Raw genomic sequence first — 18,409 nt, forward strand, 5'->3', positions numbered from 1 at the left:
GCCATTGTGGCAGCGGGCCATGCGTCCGTCTGGAGGTCAGGGAGTCTGAAGCGAGACGAGCGACGCGTTGCCGCGGGAGTCGACTTTCACCACCGCGACGGCATCGCCGCCGTTGACGTCGGCCTCGATCTCCCGGGCCCGGTCCTGGGGAACGAAGAAGCTCTCGATTCCACAGCTGAGCCGCCAGCCGTCGTCGTGGCACTTCAGGAACGGGCCCTCGGCGGGTGGGTCGGCCGAGACTCCGGTCGCCTCCCAGATCTGGTCACGGCGTGCCAGCGAGACGTACGCATCCCCGCTCTCCTTCGTCGTACGTGTGCTGATGTCGGCGTAGGAGAGGTCGAGGTAGGCGCCACGGAGCGGGTCGATCGGATCGACTGGCTCGACGCGGAGCCGGATCTCCTCGCCGGTGACGCGGGCGGAGAGCTGGCCGGCGACGGCGAGGCCGACGAGGCCGAGGTTGAGGAGGCAGACGAGCGCGACGCGCGTGGGGGTGTTCATGAGAGGGCCTCACCGAGGTTGGCGGCCACGCCTCGCCGGGCGCGGTCGAAGACGAAGCCGGTGGCCAGCAGAAGCACACCGAGCATGAGGAAGAGGGTCGCGCCGGACATGATCGGCGCGAAGACCGCGAAGCTCTGCATGGTCGTGAAGACGACCAGCGCGCCGGTGGCGAGCACGACGAGCAACGTCTGGTCACGCACCGAGCCGTCGACCGCGACCGCCCCGGCGACGACGACGTAGACCGCGATGCTGACGAAGGCGGACAGCCACGCCTCGCCCGAAACCGAGCCGAGGTCGTCGACCTGCGGATCCCAGGCGACCAGGGCGAGCCCGATCGGCACGATGAGCGCCGAGGCCAGCACCTCCCACCGCGACAGCCCGTCCGTACGCGCCGCCGCGACCGCGACGAGGAGCCCTGCGATCACCAGCGCCACCAGGAGGGTCGGGCTCAACGCCAGGTCGTGATCACCGATCTGCGGGACGGCGGCGACGAAGAGGCCACCCAGGACGAGTACGCCGCCCGCGAGCCGCCACACCTGGGCGAACGCCTCCTGGCGTCGGTCGTGCAGCGCGGCCATCCCCGTGGCCACCACGCCCCCGACCAGCACCGCGAACACCCCGGCGAAGACGCTCTCGCTGCTCGCCACCACCTGCCAGTCGAACCAGATCATCGTGGTCACGATGCCGACGACCAGCGGCGCCAGGCCCTTGCTCGCGTAGGCGTAGAGAAGCGTCCCGAGCCCCCAGAGCCCGACCAGGGAGGGCTCGTACGCCGGCACCTGGAGGCTCTGCGCGGCCTGGAAGATGACGCCACCGAAGGCGATCGCCGCGATGCCGCGGAACGCGCCACGCAGCGGCCGGGGGAGTGGGAGCGCCTCCGCGGCGGCGGTGAACGCGAGCCAGACGACGACGATCCCCACGAACCGCACCAGCGGAGAGAGCGCATCGAGGTTGGTGGCCACGAGCCACAGGAGCCCGACACCCAGGAACGCGCCACCGAGGTAGGAGATCACCCGCGTCAGTGAGCCGGCGCGGGAGGCGACGTACTGTCCCGTGATCGTCTCCGCGGCGCCCTCGGTGAGGATGCCCTCGCTCACCCAGCGGGCGGTCTCGTTGTTCAGCCAGTCGAGCCGCCTCGGCGCGACGGGTCTTGCTCCAGTGTCCATACGCCCATTGCATCGGCTCGCGGGGGAGCGGCGCGTGAGCACACATACTCAACTCACCGGGGTCGAGCCCGACCCAAAAGAGAACTAATTCGATCGACTTTGATTGCCATTGCGCCGCACCAGACATATGCTTGCCGATAGGCAAGTATAAGGTGGTGGCCAGATGGTCCGACACAAGCCCGACCAGCGCCCCGCCGGGGCGCCCGACCGGGTCGGTACGTTGAAGCTGCTCGCGCCGTACCTCGGTGACAACCTGGGCCGGATCCGGGTCGCGATCGTGGTCTCGGTGATCGCGCAGACGATGCTCGGGGTCATCCCGGTGATCCAGAGCGTGATCGTGGACGACGCGATCCTGAGCCAGAAGCGGTCGCTGGGGCTGTGGATCGCGATCCTGGTCGTGGCGGTGACCGTCGGGTTCGGTCTCCAGTACCTGCGCCGCAGGCTCGGCTTCATCACCGCGGCGCGCAGCCAGCGGGATCTGCAGCGCGCGGTGCACCACCAACTCCAGCACCTCGACGGGACCGGCCGCGACCGGTTCCGCACTGGGGACGTGATGTCGCGGGCGACCAGCGACCTGACCCTGATCCAGATGTACATCCAGCACACCGGCATGCTCTGGGGCAACATCACGCTGCTGGTGGTCGCTCTGCTCGGGATGCTGCTGCTCTCGCCGCTGCTGACCGTGGTGATGCTGGTCGCCGTGCCGCTGTTCATGTTGGTCACGATCCGGTTCCGCGACCGGCTCTTCCCGGCCAGTTGGACCGATCAGCTCTACAAGGGCGCGGTTGCCGGCGTCGTGGAGGAGGCGGTCACCGGCGTACGCGTGGTCAAGGCGTTCGGCCAGGAGGCCCAGGAGCAGGAGACCCTCCAGGAGGAGGCGACCACGCTGTTCCGCTCGCGGATCCGAACCGCGCGGATGACCGCCCGCTTCGGCGCCACCATGGACGTCTTCCCGGGCCTGACCCAGATCGCCATCCTCGCCTTCGGTGGCTGGCTGGTGATGCAGGGGCAGGTCACTCTGGGCGTCTTCACGGCCTTCGCGAGCTACGTCGTGCAGCTGGTCACGCCGGTGCGGTTCCTCTCCACGATCATGGCCACCTCCCAGCAGGCCCGGGCCGGCGCGGCGCGGGTGATGGAGCTGCTGGAGTCGACCTCGGCCGTGCAGGATCACCCGTCCGCGATGGAGCTCGAGGCCGCGGAGGGCCGGATCGCGCTCGACCACGTCGACTTCGCCTACCCGGGCGGCGAGCCGGTGCTGCGTGACGTCACGCTCCGCATCGAGCCGGGGGAGCGGGTCGCCCTGGTCGGGGCCTCGGGGTCGGGGAAATCGACGCTGGCGCTGCTGCTGGCCCGCTTCTACGACCCGGTCTCCGGCACGATCACGCTCGACGGTACGGACCTGCGCGACCTGAGGCTCGACTCCGTACGCACCAACGTAGGTCTGGTCTTCGAGGAGGGCTTCCTCTTCTCCACCACCATCGGGGAGAACATCGCGTTCGGCCGGCCCGGGGCGAGTGCCGAGGAGATCGAGCACGCCGCACTCGCCGCGCACGCCCACGGCTTCGTCGCCGGGATGCCCGACGGGTACGACACGGTCGTCGGCGAGCGCGGCTTCACCCTCTCGGGCGGGCAGCGGCAGCGGATCGCCCTGGCCCGGGCCGCGCTGGCCAACCCGCGGGTGCTGGTCCTCGACGACGCGACCTCGGCGATCGACGCCCGCACCGAGCACGCCATCCACGACTCGCTCGACGAGGTGCTCTCACGGCGTACGACGATCCTGATCGCCAAGCGGCCCTCGACGCTGCAGCTCGCGGACCAGGTCGTCGTCCTCGACGAGGGCAGGGTCGTGGACCAGGGCACCACCGAGGAGCTGCTGGAGCGCTCGGAGCTCTTCCGGGAGCTGCTCACCGGACCGGACACCGACGACGTGACCCCGGACGAGGCGCCGGTGGAGAGCGTCGACCCACGGGCCTGGCCCACCGGGGTTGCCCGGGACGGCGCGGCGAAGGTCAGCGTCTTCGCCAGCGCCGCCTCGGCGAGCAGCAGCGGCACCGCCGGAGGGCCCGGGACCGACTCCTCCGCCCGGCTGGCCTCGCTGGCCACCGTCTCGCCGCAGCTGCTCGCCAAGGTCGATGCGCTGCCTCCGCTGGCCGGAGACCCGGAGGTCGACGTGGTCGCCATGCAGGCGCCGGTGGAGTCGTTCTCGATGAGGCACGTCTTCGCGCCGTACCGCCGCCCGTTGGTGCTCGCGGCCGGGCTGGTGCTCCTGGATGCGGTCAGCGGCCTGGCCGCGCCGGCACTGATCCGGTTCGGTGTCGACCACGGTGTCGTCGCCGACTCGGTGAGGACGCTGTGGCTGATCAGCGGCGTGCTGCTGGTCCTCCAAGGGGTGATCTGGGCGAACCAGCGGTTCATGACCTCCTTCACCCAGCGCACCGCGGAGCGGATGCTCTTCGGGCTGAGGGTGCGGACCTTCGCCCATCTGCAGCGACTCTCACTGGACTACTACGAGCGCAACCAGGCCGGCAAGATCATGACCCGGATGACTTCCGACGTGGAGGCCTTCTCGAACCTTCTCCAGCAGGGTCTCGTCACCGCGCTGGTCAGCCTGGTCAGCTGCCTCGGCATCGCGGTCGTGCTGGCACTCTTCAACCCCGGGCTGGCTCTCGCGGTCGCGCCCGTGCTGATCCCGCTGGTGATCACCGGATGGCTCTTCCAGAAGGCGTCCTCGCGGGCGTATCTCATAGCCCGGGAGCGGATCTCCGTCCTCTACGCCGACATGCAGGAGAGCCTCTCGGGGGTGACGGTGAGCCAGGCGTACGGCCAGCAGCCGGCCAACGAGGCCAGGTTCAGGCGGCTCTCGCAGCGCTACTTCGAGGCGCGGGCGCGTTCGTTCGAGCTGATGGCGCGGTTCTTCCCGTTCGTCGACTTCCTGGCGGGCATCGCCAAGGCGGTCGCACTGGCCGTGGGCGCGCAGCGGATCGCCGCCGGCGACGTCACCTCCGGGGTGCTGATCGCGTTCCTGCTCTACCTCGACCAGTTCTTCGCGCCGATGCGGCAGCTCTCCACGGTCTTCGACCAGTGGCTGCAGGCCGACGTGGCCGTACGCCAGCTCGACGAGCTGCTGAGCACGCCGAGCGAGACGCCGGAGGCCAAGGAGCCGATCGTGCCGGCGCGGATCCGCGGGGAGATCTCACTCGACGACGTCAGCTTCGCGTACGCCTCGACCGGGCTGACCGCGATGGACCACGTCTCGCTGACCATCCCGGCGGGCCAGGTCGTCGCCCTCGTCGGCACCACCGGCGCGGGCAAGTCGACGCTGATGAAGCTGGTCGCCCGCTTCCACGATGCCACCGACGGGGTGGTCTCGATCGACGGGACGCCGCTGAAGCGGCTGGACCTGCCCGCGTACCGGCATCAGCTCGGCTTCGTGCCGCAGGAGCCGTTCCTGTTCTCCGGCACGATCCGGTCCAACATCGCCTACGGCCGGCCCGGTGCGACCGACCTGGAGGTCGAGCGGGCCGCCAGGGAGGTGGGCGCGCACGAGTTCGTGGCGAACCTGCCGCAGGGGTATCTCGCGCCCGTCTCCGAACAGGGCCGGTCGCTCTCGGCCGGGCAACGACAGCTGCTCTCGTTGGCCCGTGCCCTGCTCGTCGACCCGGCGATCCTGCTGCTCGACGAGGCGACCGCCAACCTCGACCTGGCCACCGAGGCCGGGGTCCAGCGGGCCATGGGCCTGGTCTCCAGCGGGCGTACGACGATCCTGATTGCGCATCGGCTGCAGACGGCGCGGGCGGCGCACCGCATCCTGGTGGTCGACGACGGCGCCATCGTGGAGGATGGCACCCACGAGGACCTGCTCGCCGCCGGCGGCCGGTACGCCGACCTGTGGGCCGCGATGGCGCAGCACACCGTGGTCGGGCAGGCCGCGGTGATGAAGGGATAGGTGGGTGCGGTGTCCGGCGCCGAGCGGACCGACGGGGTCCAGGGAATCGACGGGTTCGACGGGTTCGACGACGAGAGCGTGACCCGGCTGCGGGTGGCGCTCCACCGCACCGTACGAGCCCTGGACCGGCGTACCAACCGCGACGACGTGCCGCGCACCCAGATGATGGTGCTGTTCACCATCGCTCGCAAGGGCTCGATCCCGCTCGCCGAGCTCGCCGATTTCGAGGGGATCAACCCCACGATGCTCTCCCGCGTGCTCGGCAAGCTCGAGGCCGGTGGTCTGGTACGCCGCGTCCCCGACGACGAGGATCGCCGGGTGGTGCACGCCGAGGTCACCGACGCCGGCCGGGCGGTGGCCCGGCAGCAGCGCGACCGGCGCGCGCAGATCTTCGCCGACCTCCTCGCCGACCTCCCTGCCGACTCGCTGGCCTCCCTCCATGCCGCCCTTCCGGCGCTGGAGGCGATCGCCGATGTCGCGCGCGGGAAGGACCGCACCCCACCGAAGGCCGATGATGTGACGTAGATCACTCGCGATCGATATATTTCAAACAGCCGCATTGTTGTCGTGTAAGTCGAGTGGTTTGATCATATTTACATGATCACCCCTACTCCACATCACTCCCTCGGCCGCAGGAGCTTCCTCGGACTCGTCGGTGGGGCGGCGCTCGGTACCACGGTGCTGAGCGCCTGCGGCTCCTCCAGCGAGGCCGGCGTCGCGACGAGCGCGCTGACCAAGCCCCTGCCCAGCGGCGCTCCGGCCGCCGGCACCAGCCTCAAGATCGCCGGCCGGTCGACCCAGCTCCAGCTCGAGGCGGCCGGCGCCGCCGTCGATCCGCTCCGGTTCAAGGTCTCGGAGTGGGTCAACGCCAGCGCGGGACCGGACGTCATCCAGGCCTTCCGTGCCCGGGCCGTCGACCTCGCCAGCAACGCGCTGATCCCTCCGATCCAGGCCCACGACATCGACTTCGACGCCAAGGTCGTCGCGCTCGCGGAGAAGCCCAAGCCGACGTACGTCTTCGCCACCGCGCCGGGCACCGACATCAAGGAGTTCGCCGACTTCAGGGGCAAGAAGCTCGCCTTCTCCCAGGGTCAGGCCCAGGGGGTCGTGCTGCTGCGTACGCTCGACACGGCCGGGATCGGCTACGACGAGGTCGAGCTGGTCGCGCTCCCCAGCACCGACTTCCTCACCGCGCTCCAGGCCAAGCAGGTCGATGTGGCGGTCACCGGAGGCGCCGATGCCGCCAAGTACCTCGCCGACTACGAGCGGGACGGTGCTCGGGCGATCAAGTCCGAGGAGGTCGACCTCCTCACCGTCCTCTGGGCGCCGACCGAGGTGCTCGCGAAGGAGGAGAACCTCCTCGCCGTCCAGGACTACATCCGGGCCTGGTCCCAGGCTCAGGTCTGGGCTTGGGAGAACGCGGAGGTCTGGAAGAAGGCCTACTACGTCGACGACCAGGGTGTGAGCCCCGCGGAGGCAGACCTGATCTGGAAGGACACCAACCAGCCGCTGTTCCCGAAGAAGTGGGACGACGCGCTGGCCTGGGGCCAGCAGACCGTCGAGCTGCTGGCGAAGGGCGAGTTCATCAAGTCGTTCGACGCCAAGGAGATCTTCGACTTCCGCTTCGAGGGTCTGCCGACACGGTTCGTCGACGCCGAGTACACGAAATGAGGTAGGAGATGTCCAACACCGCACTCGTACGCTCCGTGACGAGCCTCGCCCGACCCGTCGGCCGGCGCCCGCTGGAGGCGCCGAACGAGGCCGGCCTGGTCCAGGTCAAGGACCGCGCCAGGCGATCGCGCCTCGGGCGAGCCAAGTCCATCCCGGGAGCGCGGCTGCTCGGCCCGCTGCTGGTCATCGCCGTGTGGCAGCTGGCGGCCTCGGCCGGTCTGCTCGATCCCCGGCTGCTCACCGGACCTGATGTCGCCGCACGTACGGCCTGGGAGCTGATCCAGACCGGGCGGCTCCAGGAGAACGTGGTGGCGTCGTTGCACCGCGCGCTCCTGGGTCTCTTCCTGGGGACGACGGCCGGCGTCGTCCTCGCCGTCGTCGGCGGCCTGACCCGGATCGGCGAGGCCCTCGTCGACGGCACCCTCCAGGTGAAGCGGGCCATCCCCAACCTGGCACTGATCCCGCTGCTCATCCTGTGGCTGGGCATCGGCGAGGAGTTCAAGGTCACCGTCGTCGCGCTCGGCGTCCTGATCCCGATCTACATCAACACCTACGGTGCGCTGGTCGGGATCGACAGCAAGCTCGTCGAGCTCGCCGAGGCCCAGCGCCTCTCGAAGGTCCTCTACGTCCGGAAGGTGCTCGTCCCCGGGGCTCTGCCCGGCTTCTTCATCGGGTTCCGGCTGGCCGTGGTGGGCTCGTGGATGGCGCTGATCGTCGTGGAGACGATCAACGCGACCTCCGGGGTCGGCTACATGATGTCCCAGGCCCAGCAGTACGCGCAGTCCGACATCATCCTCGTCGGCCTGGTGGTCTACGGCATCTTCGGCTTCACCTCCGACGCGCTCGTGCGTCTCCTCGAGGGAAGGGTGCTGTCATGGCGACACACGCTGCAGAAGTGACCACCGGCCGGGTCGAGGCCGGTGTGGCCGTCCAGGTCGAGGGGCTGGTCCGGTCCTTCGGCGACCGTACGATCCTCGACCACATCGACCTGACCATCGCGCGCGGCGAGTTCGTCGCACTGATCGGGCGCAGCGGCTCGGGCAAGTCGACCCTGCTGCGTGCCGTGGCGGGCCTCGACTACGACGTCGACGGTTCGGGCGACCTGTGGACGCCGCAGGAGGTCTCGCTGGTCTTCCAGGACTCCCGCCTGCTCCCGTGGGCTCGGGTCCTCGACAACGTGACGCTCGGCCGGCGCGGATCCGGCATCAAGGAGCGCGGCCGCCAGATGCTCGCCGAGGTCGGTCTCGCCGGGCGCGAGAAGGCGTGGCCGCACGAGCTCTCCGGCGGCGAGCAGCAGCGGGCGGCGCTGGCCCGGTCGCTGGTTAGCGAGCCCGACCTGCTGCTCGCCGACGAGCCGTTCGGTGCGCTCGACGCGCTCACTCGGATCAAGATGCACGCCCTGCTGCGCGAGCTGCTCGGCAAGCACAACCCGGCGGTGCTGCTGGTCACCCACGACGTCGACGAGGCCGTCCACCTCGCCGACCGGGTTCTGGTGATCGACGATGGCCGCTTCTCGCTCGACCTGAGCATCGACCTGCCCGACGGCCACCCGGCCGGCCATCCCCGCTTCCAGGAGTACCGCGCGCAGCTGCTGAGCGCCCTCGGCGTCAGCGAGGGCGGCGCACCCGCCGAACCCATCCACGAGGAGACCCCCGCATGAGCACGCCCGAGAAGAAGCTCCACCTCAACGCCTTCATCATGGACGTCGGTCACCACGAGGCGGCCTGGCGGCTGCCCGAGTCCGACCCGTACGCGATCTGGGACGTGGCCTACTACAAGAAGGTCGCGCAGATCGCCGAGCGCGGAAAGCTCGACTCGATCTTCTTCGCCGACGGCCCGGTGCAGAGCAACGATCCGTCGCGGCGGCCACCGGGCAAGCTCGAGCCGACGGTCCTGCTCACGGCCATCGCCGGGGCGACCGAGCACATCGGCCTGATCGCGACGGCGTCGACCTCGTACAACGAGCCCTTCAACCTCGCCCGGCGCTTCGCGAGCGTCGACATCGCCTCCGCCGGCCGGGTGGGGTGGAACATCGTGACAACCGCCGGTGCCGATGCCGCCCGCAACTTCGGCCTCGACGACGTGCCAGCCCACAAGGAGCGCTACGACCGCGCCGACGAGTTCATCGACGTGGTCACCAAGCTGTGGGACAGCTGGGCCGACGACGCGACGGTCGCCGACAAGGAGGCCGGCGTCCACACCCTCAAGGAGAGGGTCCGCGCGATCAACCACCGGGGTCGCTTCTTCCGCGTCGACGGCCCGCTCAACTCCCCGCGGCCGCCGCAGGGCTGGCCGGTGCTGGTCCAGGCAGGCTCCAGTGAGGACGGCAAGGAGCTGGCCGCGGCCTGGGCCGAGGCTGTCTTCACCGCTCAGCAGACCCTCGAGGACTCCCAGGCCTTCTACGCCGACCTCAAGGCCCGCACCGTGGGTCACGGTCGCGACCCCGAGAGCATCAAGATCCTCCCCGGGATCGTGCCGGTGATCGGCGACACCGAGGCCGAGGCGCGTGAGCTGGAGGAGGAGCTCGAGCGGCTGATCAACCCCGAGCACCAGAAGCGCAACCTCGCCAGCAGGTTCAATCTCGACCCCGACACGCTCGACCTCGACAAGCCGCTCCCGCTCGACCTGCTGCCCGAGGAGGACCAGATCGAGGGCGCCAAGAGCCGCTACACGCTGATCGTCGACCTGGCGAGGCGGGAGAACCTCACGCTGCGCGAGCTCATCGCCCGGCTCGGAGGTGGCCGCGGCCACCGCACCTTCACGGGTACGCCGGTCCAGGTCGCCGACACCATCCAGCACTACTTCGAGAACGGTGCCGCCGACGGCTTCAACATCATGCCGGCGGTGCTGCCCAGCGGCCTGGAGAAGTTCGTCGACACCGTCGTCCCGATCCTCCAGGATCGCGGCCTGTTCCGCGCCGAGTACGAGGGCGAGACGCTGCGCGACCGCTACGGCCTGGCGCGTCCCGCCAACCGGGTCCACACCGAGCAGCAGGCGACGGCATGACCGGCGTGAGCGACCGGTCGGCCACCACCACTGCCATCGTGGTCGGCAACCCCCGACCTGCCAGCCGTACGCTGGCCGCGGCCACCCTGCTGCACCAGGAGCTGGTCGGCCGCGACGCCGACATCGTCATCGACCTCGCCGACCTCGGCGCGGAGATCCTCGACTGGAGCAGCTCGACGGTCGCCGGCCTGGTGAAGCAGGTGGGCGAGGCCGACCTGGTGATCGTCGCGTCACCGACGTACAAGTCGGCCTACACCGGTCTGCTCAAGGTGTTCCTGGACCGGTTCGCGGGCGGCACCGGCCTGGCCGGCGTCGCGGTCCCGCTGATGCTGGGGGCCGGGCCCGCGCACGCCCTCGCGCCCGAGCTCACATTGCGGCCCGTGCTCACCGAGCTCGGCGCCACCGTGCCCGGGCGGGGCGTCTACGTGATCGAGACCGACCATGACGACCCGGCCGCCTACGCCGACTGGCTCGGCGCCACCCGGCCGACCGTCGAGGCGCTGCTGGAGGTGCGGGCATGAGCGAGGCGCCGTTCCCGACCAACCAGGACCTCGACGCCGCCCAGCTGCGTAGGGCCTTCGGCGTCTTTCCCTCAGGTGTCGTCGCGGTCGCCGCCGTCGTGGACGGTGTGCCGGTGGGGCTGGCCGCCTCCTCGTTCCGCTCCGAGAGCCTCGATCCGCCGCTGGTCTCCTTCTCGATCGCCGCCACGTCGAAGACGTGGCCCGACCTGCGCCGTGCCGGCCGGCTCGGTGTGACCGTGCTCGCCGAGCACCACGGTGTGGTGGCCAGGCAGCTCGCCGGCGAGCCCGCGCAGCGTTTCGACGGCGTCCCCACCTCCGTCTCCGACGACGGCGCCCTGGTGATCGAGGACGGCATCGCCCGCTTCGACACCGAGATCCGCCGCGAGGTCGAGGCCGGCGATCACATCATCGTGCTGCTGGAGGTCAAGGCGGTCGAGCACCCCGAGGCAGGGCAGCCGCTGGTGTTCCACCGCTCCTCGTTCGGACGCCTGGCGACGCCCGCATGAGCCCTACCCGGCGGGTGCCGGGTCCGCATGGTGGATCGCCGAACGAGCCTCGGGACTTCGACGGAGGATAATTAGTCCAGTAAGTCAGTCGCAATAGGGGGAACTGGTGTCGTCCGAGCCGAGCGCCGACCGATCGGTCCCGGCGGGGCGCCGGTCCACGCGCCGGGTGGACCTGCCCCTGCGTACGGATCGGCGGACCTCGGGCAGCGCCGGCGCCGTGCTGCGGGCGGTGCTCGACCACGGTCCGGTCGCCCGCAGCTCGATCGCGCGGCTGACCGGACTCTCGGCGGCCTCTATCACCGGTCTCTCGGGAGGGCTGATCGAACGCGGGATGCTGCGCGAGGCGCCCGAGGCGGCGGGGCCGCCGGGGGTCGGCCGGCCGCACGTCCCCGTCGACATCGACACCGGGACGACGGTCGTGGTCGGCGCCCACATAGCGGTGCACCGGCTGACGGTCTCCCTGCACGATCTCCGCGGCCGGCTGGTGACCCAGCGTCAGGTGGAGCATCGTGACCGATCCGCCGAGACGGTGCTGGCCAGGCTCGTGGATCTGGTTCGTGACGTGGTCGCCCAGGAGGCGGGCGAGCGTGACGTGCTCGGCCTCGGTGTCGCCTCCGGCGGCTGGGTCGACGCGGCCGCAGGGCGGGTGGTCGAGCATCGGCTGCTCGGTTGGCGCGACGTACGTCTTCGGGAGGTCTTGGCGCGGGGGACCGGTCTCCCGGTCGCCGTCGACGGTCACTCCCGGGCTCTCGTCCACGCGGAGCAGCTCTTCGGGGAGCACGCCGAGCGGGCTCGGTCCAGCATCGTCCACCTCTTCGTCGGGAACGTCGTCGACATCGCCTTCGCGAGCGGCGGAACACTGCACCAGGGCGCTCGCTCGGCGGCGGGCGCGATCGCCCATGTCGCCGTGGACGGCAGCACCGAGGCCTGCGTGTGCGGGCGCATCGGCTGCTTCCAGGCGGAGGTCTCCGAGCAGACGCTGGTACGCCGTGCACAGGTCGCTGGACTGATCGAGGAGCCCGACTTCCGGCGCCTGGTCGCGCTGGCCGGGGCCGGCGAACCCGCGGCGGTCGAGCTCTTCGAGCGGCGGGTGCGTACGGTCGGGCGCATGGCGGCGACCCTCGTCGACCTGCTCAACCCCGAGGTGCTCATCGTCGTCGAGGCCGGCCTGAACCGGATCCCCGCGTGCCTCGACCTGCTGCGTACGGAGGTCGCCACCCGCTCCCTGGTCTGCGAGGACCCGGTCCGCTCGGTGGTCTCGACCAGCTTCCCTGGGCGCGTCCTGTCGACGGCCGGTGGCGCCGTCGCGCTCGAGCGGGTGTACGCCGCGCCGCTGGCGCAGCCGCGCGGCTCGGTTCCACCGGCCGGGCGTGAAGGGTGATGCGGGGCACGACTGCCCGTCTCCGCGGGCCGCCCGGCGCCTATTCGGCTGCGGGCGAGCGGCCCGCGGGGCTAGTGTTTGAGCGTTCGCGGGGAGGACCCGCCGGGGGACATGGGGGAGCTTGATGGCATCGTGGCTGCTGATCCTGGTCGGAGCCGTCGTGCTCGCTGCGGCGATCGCCGTCGTGGCTCTGGTCTGGGTGCTCTCCGGTCGAGCCCGCCCGGGTCACCTGATCAACCCGCACAACGACTCCGGGGTGCAGGCCGAGCATGCCCAGGCCGGGCGCACCGACATCCACCACAACGTCGGGGACATGGGCCCCAACATCTGATTCCCTAAGGTTGATCGACGTGGCAGACGAGATGGCGCGCAAGGACATCGAGGCCGGGTTGGAGACCCGCCATGAGCTGGGGGACGCGTTCGACGCCGAGCTGGTCGCCGGCTTCGCCGACCGCATCGAGAAGACCGTCCAGGACCGGGTCGGTGCGACCGCCGCCGCCCGCACCCTCGCCGAACGCAACGAGTCGCGCACCTCGGTCTTCCAGTTCGTCCTGGGCGCCGGCTCGGCCGTCGCCGGCATCCCGATCAGCATCACCCTCGGAGTCACCGACAACCTCGGCGCCCTGGTGATCTCCTGGGTCGGACTCGTCGGCGTCAACGTCGCCCACGCGCTGCGTACTCGTAAACGCTGAGGCGGAGCCGTCAGGCGGAAACCGCTCGCCCGACCGAGAGATACCCCCACGGCCGCGAGAACGACGGCCCGGGCAGATAGGACTGCTCCAGAGCGTCGATGGTGAAGCCGGCGGCGCCGACCAGCCGCGGGATGTCGCGGGTGAGGTGGCAGCCGCCGAAGAGGCGCTGCTGGAGGCCGTCGAGGCGGTGTTGCCAGCGGGCGACGCCGGGGTCGGGGGAGAGGCCGTGCTCAAGGAAACCGAGGGTGCCGCCCGGGCGCAGGACGCGGCGCAGCTCGGCCAGGGCGCCGGCGACGTCGGGGATCGTGCACAGCGAGAAGGTGACCAGCCCCGTGTCGACCGAGGCGTCGGCGAGCGGGACCTGGGCGCCGTCGAGCCCGACGCGGCTCACCGGGACCGATGAGCCCGAACGGCGCGCGGCCGAGAGCTGCCAGGCCACGTCGGAGGGCTCGACGGCGATGATCTCGGTGACCGCAGGCGGGTAGAGGCCGATGTTGCTCCCGCTGCCGAAGCCGATCTCGACGACCTGGCCGCGGAGACCTTCACAGGCCTGCTCGCGCAGCGGCTCGAGCTGCGCGATGCCGCAGGTGCGGTCCACGATGCGTGGCACCACCCGCGCTTCCCACAGTCCCATGGGAGCTCACTCTTCCATCTCGCCGGTCCATTGGACACCGAGAAGCATCGAATCCTCGCCCTCGACGAGCGTGGTGAAGCCGACGCGCCGGTAGAACCCGATCGCGCGGGTGTTGGCGGAGCTGACGCCGAGGTGCGCGCCGCGTACGCCGGCGACGTGGAAGGCGCCGAGCATCATCCCGATCAGCTCCTTGCCGACGCCTTGGCCCTGGGCGCGGGGGAGCAGGTTGATGTGCAGGTGTGCCGGGAACTCGCTGAGGATCTCGCCCAGCATCCGTGGCGGGCGGTGGATCTGGGACCGGAGACGGGCGTTCCAGTCGGTGCGGTCGTGGTCGGGCCCCGGGTCGGGGTTGACCACGCGGAGGGCGGGCCACCAATCCTCCTCGCACTCCTTCTCGAAGGCACGGGTGAACGGGGTGCCGACGACGTAGCCCACGACGCCCTCGGAGTCGACCGCCACGAACCCGAGCCCCAGACGCAGCACGATGTAGGGGGCGGCGTAGATGTTGCCCGGCAGCCTCGGGTCTTCGTAGAACTCGGTGGCGTCCTCGCCCGATGCCCCGGTCAGCAGACAGATCGAGAAGAGATCGTCGAGGTCGTCGGCGGTAGCCCGCCGGATCTCAGGAGTGCCCATGGGCCAACCTCACCATGACCGCTGCCACGCTCCCCTCACCAGGTCTCCTCTCGGTGCCGCCCAGCCGAACAACCTCGGGCAACCTCAGCGTGGCGTGTGGATGCTCACGTGCCTTCGTGCACGTGGCCGGTAGCCTTGCAGGCATGAGCGAGCGTCAGCGAGCGACAGTCGGCCTCATGCCGCCACGTCCGTATTTTTGCGCTTGCGCTACGGAGGTGGCGGGATGAGCGTACGACGGGTGATGGGCACGGAGGTCGAATACGGAATTTCCGTGGCCGGGCAGCCCCAGGCCAACCCGATGGTGGCCTCGAGCCAGGTCGTCAATGCGTACGCATCCTCGACGCTGAAGGCGAGGAGAGCGCGCTGGGACTTCGAGGAGGAGTCGCCGCTGCGCGACGCGCGCGGCTTCGACATGTCGCGCCAGGTGGCCGATCCCAGCCAGCTCACCGACGAGGATCTGGGGCTGGCCAACGTCATCCTCACCAACGGAGCCCGGCTCTACGTCGACCACGCCCACCCGGAGTTCTCCTGCCCCGAGGTGACCAACCCGCTGGACGTCGTGCGCTGGGACAAGGCGGGTGAGCAGGTGATGCTCGACGCCTCCCGTGCGGCCGCGCGGCTGCCGGGAAACCCGCAGATCCACCTCTACAAGAACAACACCGACAACAAGGGTGTCTCCTACGGCGCGCACGAGAACTTCCTCATGCGCCGCTCGACCGCGTTCGCCGACATCGTCAAGCATCTGACCCCGTTCTTCGTCTCGCGGCAGGTCTTCGCCGGCGCCGGGCGGGTCGGGATCGGCCAGGAGCGCCCCAAGCACGGCTTCCAGATCTCCCAGCGCGCCGACTTCTTCGAGGTCGAGGTCGGGCTGGAGACCACCCTGAAGCGGCCGATCATCAACACCCGCGACGAGCCCCACGCCGACCCGGAGAAGTACCGCCGCCTCCACGTGATCCTCGGCGACGCCAACCTCGCCGAGATCTCGACCTACCTCAAGGTCGGGAGTACGTCGCTGGTCCTCGCCATGATCGAGGACGGCTACATCACCCGCGACCTCAGCGTCGACGGCCCGGTCTCCTCGCTGCGCGCGGTCTCCCACGACCCGACGCTGAAGACCCTGATCACGCTCAAGGACGGTCGCAAGCTGACCGGTGTCCAGCTGCAGATGGAGTATCTGGACCTGGCCAAGAAGTTCGTCGAGGAGCGCTACGGCTCCGACGCGGACTACCAGACCAAGGACGTCCTGGAGCGCTGGGAGTCGGTGCTCGACCGCCTCGAGCGCGACCCGATGGAGTGCGCCACCGAGCTCGACTGGGTGGCCAAGTACAAGCTCCTCCTCGGCTACCGCGACCGAGACGGTCTGGAGTGGGACGACCCGAAGCTCCACCTGATCGACCTGCAGTACGCAGACATCCGCCCCGAGAAGGGCCTTTACCACCGTCTCGTCCGGGCCGGGCGGATCCAGCGCCTGATGACCGACGACCTGGTGGAGAAGGCGATGCACGAGCCGCCGAGCGACACCCGGGCCTACTTCCGCGGCCGCTGCCTGGAGAAGTACTCCGAGAACGTCGCCGCGGCCAGCTGGGACTCGGTCATCTTCGACCTCCCGGGCCGCGAGTCGTTGCAGCGAGTGCCGACCATCGACCCGCTGCGCGGCACGAAGAAGCACGTCGGTGGCCTGCTCGACTCCTCCGACACCGCCGTCGACCTGTTCAACCGGCTGACCGGTTCCTGAGCGTCGATCGCGACTCGTGCCACATCTCGGCCCAACGTTCGACTTCTGCTTCCTCCCGTAGCGAAATCGGGCATTGTTTCCTCAGGTTTGTCGGTGCTAGTGGATAGGTTGAAGACATGGCACAGGAGCAGAAGCAGCCGAAGAAGTCCTCCGAGACGGAGGAGTCCGTCGAGACCGCGCCCGAGACCGATGTGAATGAGCGCAAGGAAGCGCTTGACTCCGACGTCGACGACATCCTGGACGAGATCGACGACGTCCTGGAGACCAACGCCGAGGACTTCGTGAAGTCCTTCATCCAGAAGGGCGGGCAGTAGCAGATGTCCGAGTCCCGTATCCCGGCTGCCTACATGACGCCGGGCACCTCGTCCTTTGCCGATTTCCTCACCGCGCAGTCCCCAGAGCTGCTCCCGGGTCATCACCCGGTCCCGGCCAACCTGGGCGACATCGCGCCGCACGGCACCACGATCGTCGCGGCCACCTTCCCCGGTGGCGTGATCATCGCCGGTGACCGGCGGGCCACCCAGGGCAACCTGATCGCCGAGCGCGACATGCGCAAGGTCTTCCCGTCCGACGAATACTCCGCGGTCGGCATCGCCGGCTCCGCGGGGCTCGCGGTCGAGCTGGTCAAGCTCTTCCAGACCGAGCTGGAGCACTACGAGAAGATCGAGGGCACCACGCTCTCGATCGAGGGCAAGGCCAGCCGGCTCTCCGCCCTTGTCCGGGGCAACCTCGCGATGGCCATGCAGGGCCTGGTCGTGGTGCCGCTCTTCGTCGGCTTCGACCCCGACGCCGACACGGGGAAGATCTACGGCTACGACCCGACCGGCGGCCGCTACGAGCAGACCGGATACTCCGGCGTCGGGTCCGGCTCGCTGTTCGCCAAGGGTGCCCTCAAGAAGCTCTACCGGCCCGACCTCGACGAGGCCACCCTGGTCGCTGTCCTGGTCCAGGCGCTCTACGACGCGGCCGACGACGACTCCGCCACCGGTGGCCCCGACCTGTCCCGCAAGCTGTTCCCGCTGGTCCACGTGATCACCGCCGACGGTGGGCGCACGCTGCCCGACGCCGAGGTCGCGGCGGTCGCCGAGGCTGTCATCACCGGGAGGCTCCAGCGGCCCGACGGTCCCATCGCCGAGCTGGAGGGTCGCCCATGAGCACTCCGTTCTATGTGAGTCCCGAGCAGCTGATGCGCGACCGCGCGGACTTCGCGCGCAAGGGCATCTCCCGAGGTCGGGCGCTGGTCTCGCTGCAGTACGCCGACGGCATCGTGTTCGCCTCCGAGAACCCCTCGGCGGCGCTGCACAAGGTGAGCGAGATCTACGACCGGATCGCCTTCGCCGCGGTCGGCCGCTACAACGAGTTCGAGAACCTCCGCATCGCCGGGGTTCGGCTGGCCGACATGCGCGGTTACGCCTATGACCGGCGCGACGTCACCGGCCGCGGCCTGGCCAACGCCTACGCCCAGACCCTCGGCACGATCTTCTCCTCGGGTGGGGAGAAGCCCTACGAGGTCGAACTGTTCGTCGGTGAGATCGGTGACTCCGCCGAGGACGACCAGCTCTACCGGCTCACCTACGACGGCCAGGTCGTCGACGAGCACGGCTTCGCCGCCATCGGCGGTGCCGCCGAGGCGGTCGGCGGCTACCTCAAGGAGCGCTACACCGAGGGCGCCAGCCTCGAGGACGCCATCAAGCTCGCCGTGGCCGCGCTCGGTCACACCGAGACCGAGGACCGGGAGATCGAGGCGAAGAACCTCGAGGTCGCGGTCCTCGACCGCAACCGCACCCAGCCGCGCAAGTTCCGCAGGATCCGGCCGGCGACGCTGGTCGAGATCCTCGGCTCGGCCACGGCAGCAGCACCAGCAGAGGTCGAGACCGCCGAGCCGGCGGTCGTCGAGCCGCCCGCCGAGAAGCCGGTGACCGAGGCCCCGCTGGCCCCGCCGGCCGACGACGACGGCGAGCCACCGATCGCCCCGCCGCTCGGCTGAGTCCGAGAACGTGGGAGTGCTGGGGTCACCAGG

19 protein-coding genes are annotated in these 18,409 nt (G+C 70.0%); 15 read left to right on the plus strand and 4 right to left on the minus strand.

The genetic code is table 11. From position 1 onward, the window contains the following. Nucleotides 1-36: 36 nt before the first annotated feature. Complete coding sequence (locus ACFU7D_RS20605) at nucleotides 37-498, minus strand: GDYXXLXY domain-containing protein (protein ID WP_378870597.1); 462 nt, start codon at nucleotides 496-498, stop codon at nucleotides 37-39. After that, a complete protein-coding gene (locus ACFU7D_RS20610; RefSeq protein WP_378870599.1) occupies nucleotides 495-1,664 on the minus strand; it encodes a DUF2157 domain-containing protein in 1,170 nt (389 codons plus the stop codon). Before ACFU7D_RS20610 ends, ACFU7D_RS20605 begins: the two co-directional genes overlap by 4 nt. Nucleotides 1,665-1,827: 163 nt before the next feature. Here ACFU7D_RS20610 and ACFU7D_RS20615 point away from each other — a divergent pair, with 163 nt between their 5' ends. The 11 genes from ACFU7D_RS20615 to ACFU7D_RS20665 all read left to right on the plus strand — a co-directional run bounded on the left by ACFU7D_RS20615 (nucleotide 1,828) and on the right by ACFU7D_RS20665 (nucleotide 13,387). Beyond that, a complete protein-coding gene (locus ACFU7D_RS20615) occupies nucleotides 1,828-5,610 on the plus strand; it encodes an ABC transporter ATP-binding protein (RefSeq protein ID WP_378870601.1) in 3,783 nt (1,260 codons plus the stop codon). 9 nt (nucleotides 5,611-5,619) lie between these two features. Beyond that, a complete protein-coding gene (locus ACFU7D_RS20620) occupies nucleotides 5,620-6,135 on the plus strand; it encodes a MarR family winged helix-turn-helix transcriptional regulator (protein ID WP_378870604.1) in 516 nt (171 codons plus the stop codon). Nucleotides 6,136-6,207: 72 nt separating this feature from the next. Then, nucleotides 6,208-7,281: an ABC transporter substrate-binding protein gene (locus tag ACFU7D_RS20625; RefSeq protein ID WP_378870606.1), complete on the plus strand. Its 1,074-nt coding sequence runs from the start codon at nucleotides 6,208-6,210 to the stop codon at nucleotides 7,279-7,281. A gap of 8 nt (nucleotides 7,282-7,289) precedes the next feature. Then, nucleotides 7,290-8,180 (plus strand): ABC transporter permease, encoded by an 891-nt coding sequence (locus tag ACFU7D_RS20630; RefSeq protein ID WP_378870608.1) that lies wholly within the window; start codon nucleotides 7,290-7,292, stop codon nucleotides 8,178-8,180. After that, nucleotides 8,156-8,941 carry an ABC transporter ATP-binding protein gene (locus ACFU7D_RS20635; protein WP_378870614.1) on the plus strand — a complete coding sequence of 262 codons (786 nt, stop codon included), beginning with the start codon at nucleotides 8,156-8,158 and terminating at the stop codon, nucleotides 8,939-8,941. Before ACFU7D_RS20630 ends, ACFU7D_RS20635 begins: the two co-directional genes overlap by 25 nt. Continuing rightward, nucleotides 8,938-10,287 (plus strand): LLM class flavin-dependent oxidoreductase, encoded by a 1,350-nt coding sequence (locus tag ACFU7D_RS20640; protein ID WP_378870617.1) that lies wholly within the window; start codon nucleotides 8,938-8,940, stop codon nucleotides 10,285-10,287. Before ACFU7D_RS20635 ends, ACFU7D_RS20640 begins: the two co-directional genes overlap by 4 nt. Then, the gene (locus ACFU7D_RS20645) at nucleotides 10,284-10,808 is read left to right on the plus strand and encodes an NADPH-dependent FMN reductase (RefSeq protein WP_378870619.1); all 525 of its coding nucleotides are present in this window, start codon (nucleotides 10,284-10,286) and stop codon (nucleotides 10,806-10,808) included. The genes ACFU7D_RS20640 and ACFU7D_RS20645 overlap by 4 nt, the downstream gene beginning before the upstream one ends. Then, nucleotides 10,805-11,314, plus strand: coding sequence for a flavin reductase family protein (locus tag ACFU7D_RS20650; RefSeq protein ID WP_378870621.1), 510 nt, complete (start codon nucleotides 10,805-10,807; stop codon nucleotides 11,312-11,314). Before ACFU7D_RS20645 ends, ACFU7D_RS20650 begins: the two co-directional genes overlap by 4 nt. A 106-nt stretch (nucleotides 11,315-11,420) precedes the next feature. Beyond that, nucleotides 11,421-12,695, plus strand: a complete 1,275-nt coding sequence (locus ACFU7D_RS20655) for an ROK family protein (protein WP_378870623.1) — start codon at nucleotides 11,421-11,423, stop codon at nucleotides 12,693-12,695. Between the two features lie 124 nt (nucleotides 12,696-12,819). Beyond that, nucleotides 12,820-13,026: a hypothetical protein gene (locus tag ACFU7D_RS20660; RefSeq protein ID WP_378870625.1), complete on the plus strand. Its 207-nt coding sequence runs from the start codon at nucleotides 12,820-12,822 to the stop codon at nucleotides 13,024-13,026. 19 nt (nucleotides 13,027-13,045) lie between these two features. Beyond that, the gene (locus ACFU7D_RS20665) at nucleotides 13,046-13,387 is read left to right on the plus strand and encodes a hypothetical protein (RefSeq protein WP_091041348.1); all 342 of its coding nucleotides are present in this window, start codon (nucleotides 13,046-13,048) and stop codon (nucleotides 13,385-13,387) included. Between the two features lie 10 nt (nucleotides 13,388-13,397). Here the strand turns inward: ACFU7D_RS20665 and ACFU7D_RS20670 are convergent, their stop codons facing one another. After that, a complete protein-coding gene (locus ACFU7D_RS20670; protein WP_378870628.1) occupies nucleotides 13,398-14,021 on the minus strand; it encodes a class I SAM-dependent methyltransferase in 624 nt (207 codons plus the stop codon). Between the two features lie 6 nt (nucleotides 14,022-14,027). Next, nucleotides 14,028-14,654 (minus strand): GNAT family N-acetyltransferase, encoded by a 627-nt coding sequence (locus tag ACFU7D_RS20675; RefSeq protein WP_378725940.1) that lies wholly within the window; start codon nucleotides 14,652-14,654, stop codon nucleotides 14,028-14,030. Between the two features lie 223 nt (nucleotides 14,655-14,877). On the opposite strand from ACFU7D_RS20675, the gene dop reads away from it, so the two are divergent. From dop to prcA, 4 genes are all read left to right on the plus strand, one after another. Next, nucleotides 14,878-16,389: a depupylase/deamidase Dop gene (gene dop, locus ACFU7D_RS20680; protein ID WP_378725938.1), complete on the plus strand. Its 1,512-nt coding sequence runs from the start codon at nucleotides 14,878-14,880 to the stop codon at nucleotides 16,387-16,389. Nucleotides 16,390-16,505: 116 nt separating this feature from the next. After that, a complete protein-coding gene (locus ACFU7D_RS20685; RefSeq protein ID WP_008356645.1) occupies nucleotides 16,506-16,703 on the plus strand; it encodes a ubiquitin-like protein Pup in 198 nt (65 codons plus the stop codon). 3 nt (nucleotides 16,704-16,706) lie between these two features. Further along, the gene (gene prcB / locus ACFU7D_RS20690; RefSeq protein ID WP_378870631.1) at nucleotides 16,707-17,543 is read left to right on the plus strand and encodes a proteasome subunit beta; all 837 of its coding nucleotides are present in this window, start codon (nucleotides 16,707-16,709) and stop codon (nucleotides 17,541-17,543) included. Further along, entirely contained in the window at nucleotides 17,540-18,376 is an 837-nt protein-coding gene (gene prcA, locus ACFU7D_RS20695) for a proteasome subunit alpha (protein WP_378870633.1), read from the plus strand. The genes prcB and prcA overlap by 4 nt, the downstream gene beginning before the upstream one ends. The last annotated feature ends 33 nt before the right edge of the window (nucleotides 18,377-18,409 follow it).

This window comes from Nocardioides sp. NPDC057577 (assembly GCF_042801335.1).
Classification (GTDB): domain Bacteria; phylum Actinomycetota; class Actinomycetes; order Propionibacteriales; family Nocardioidaceae; genus Nocardioides.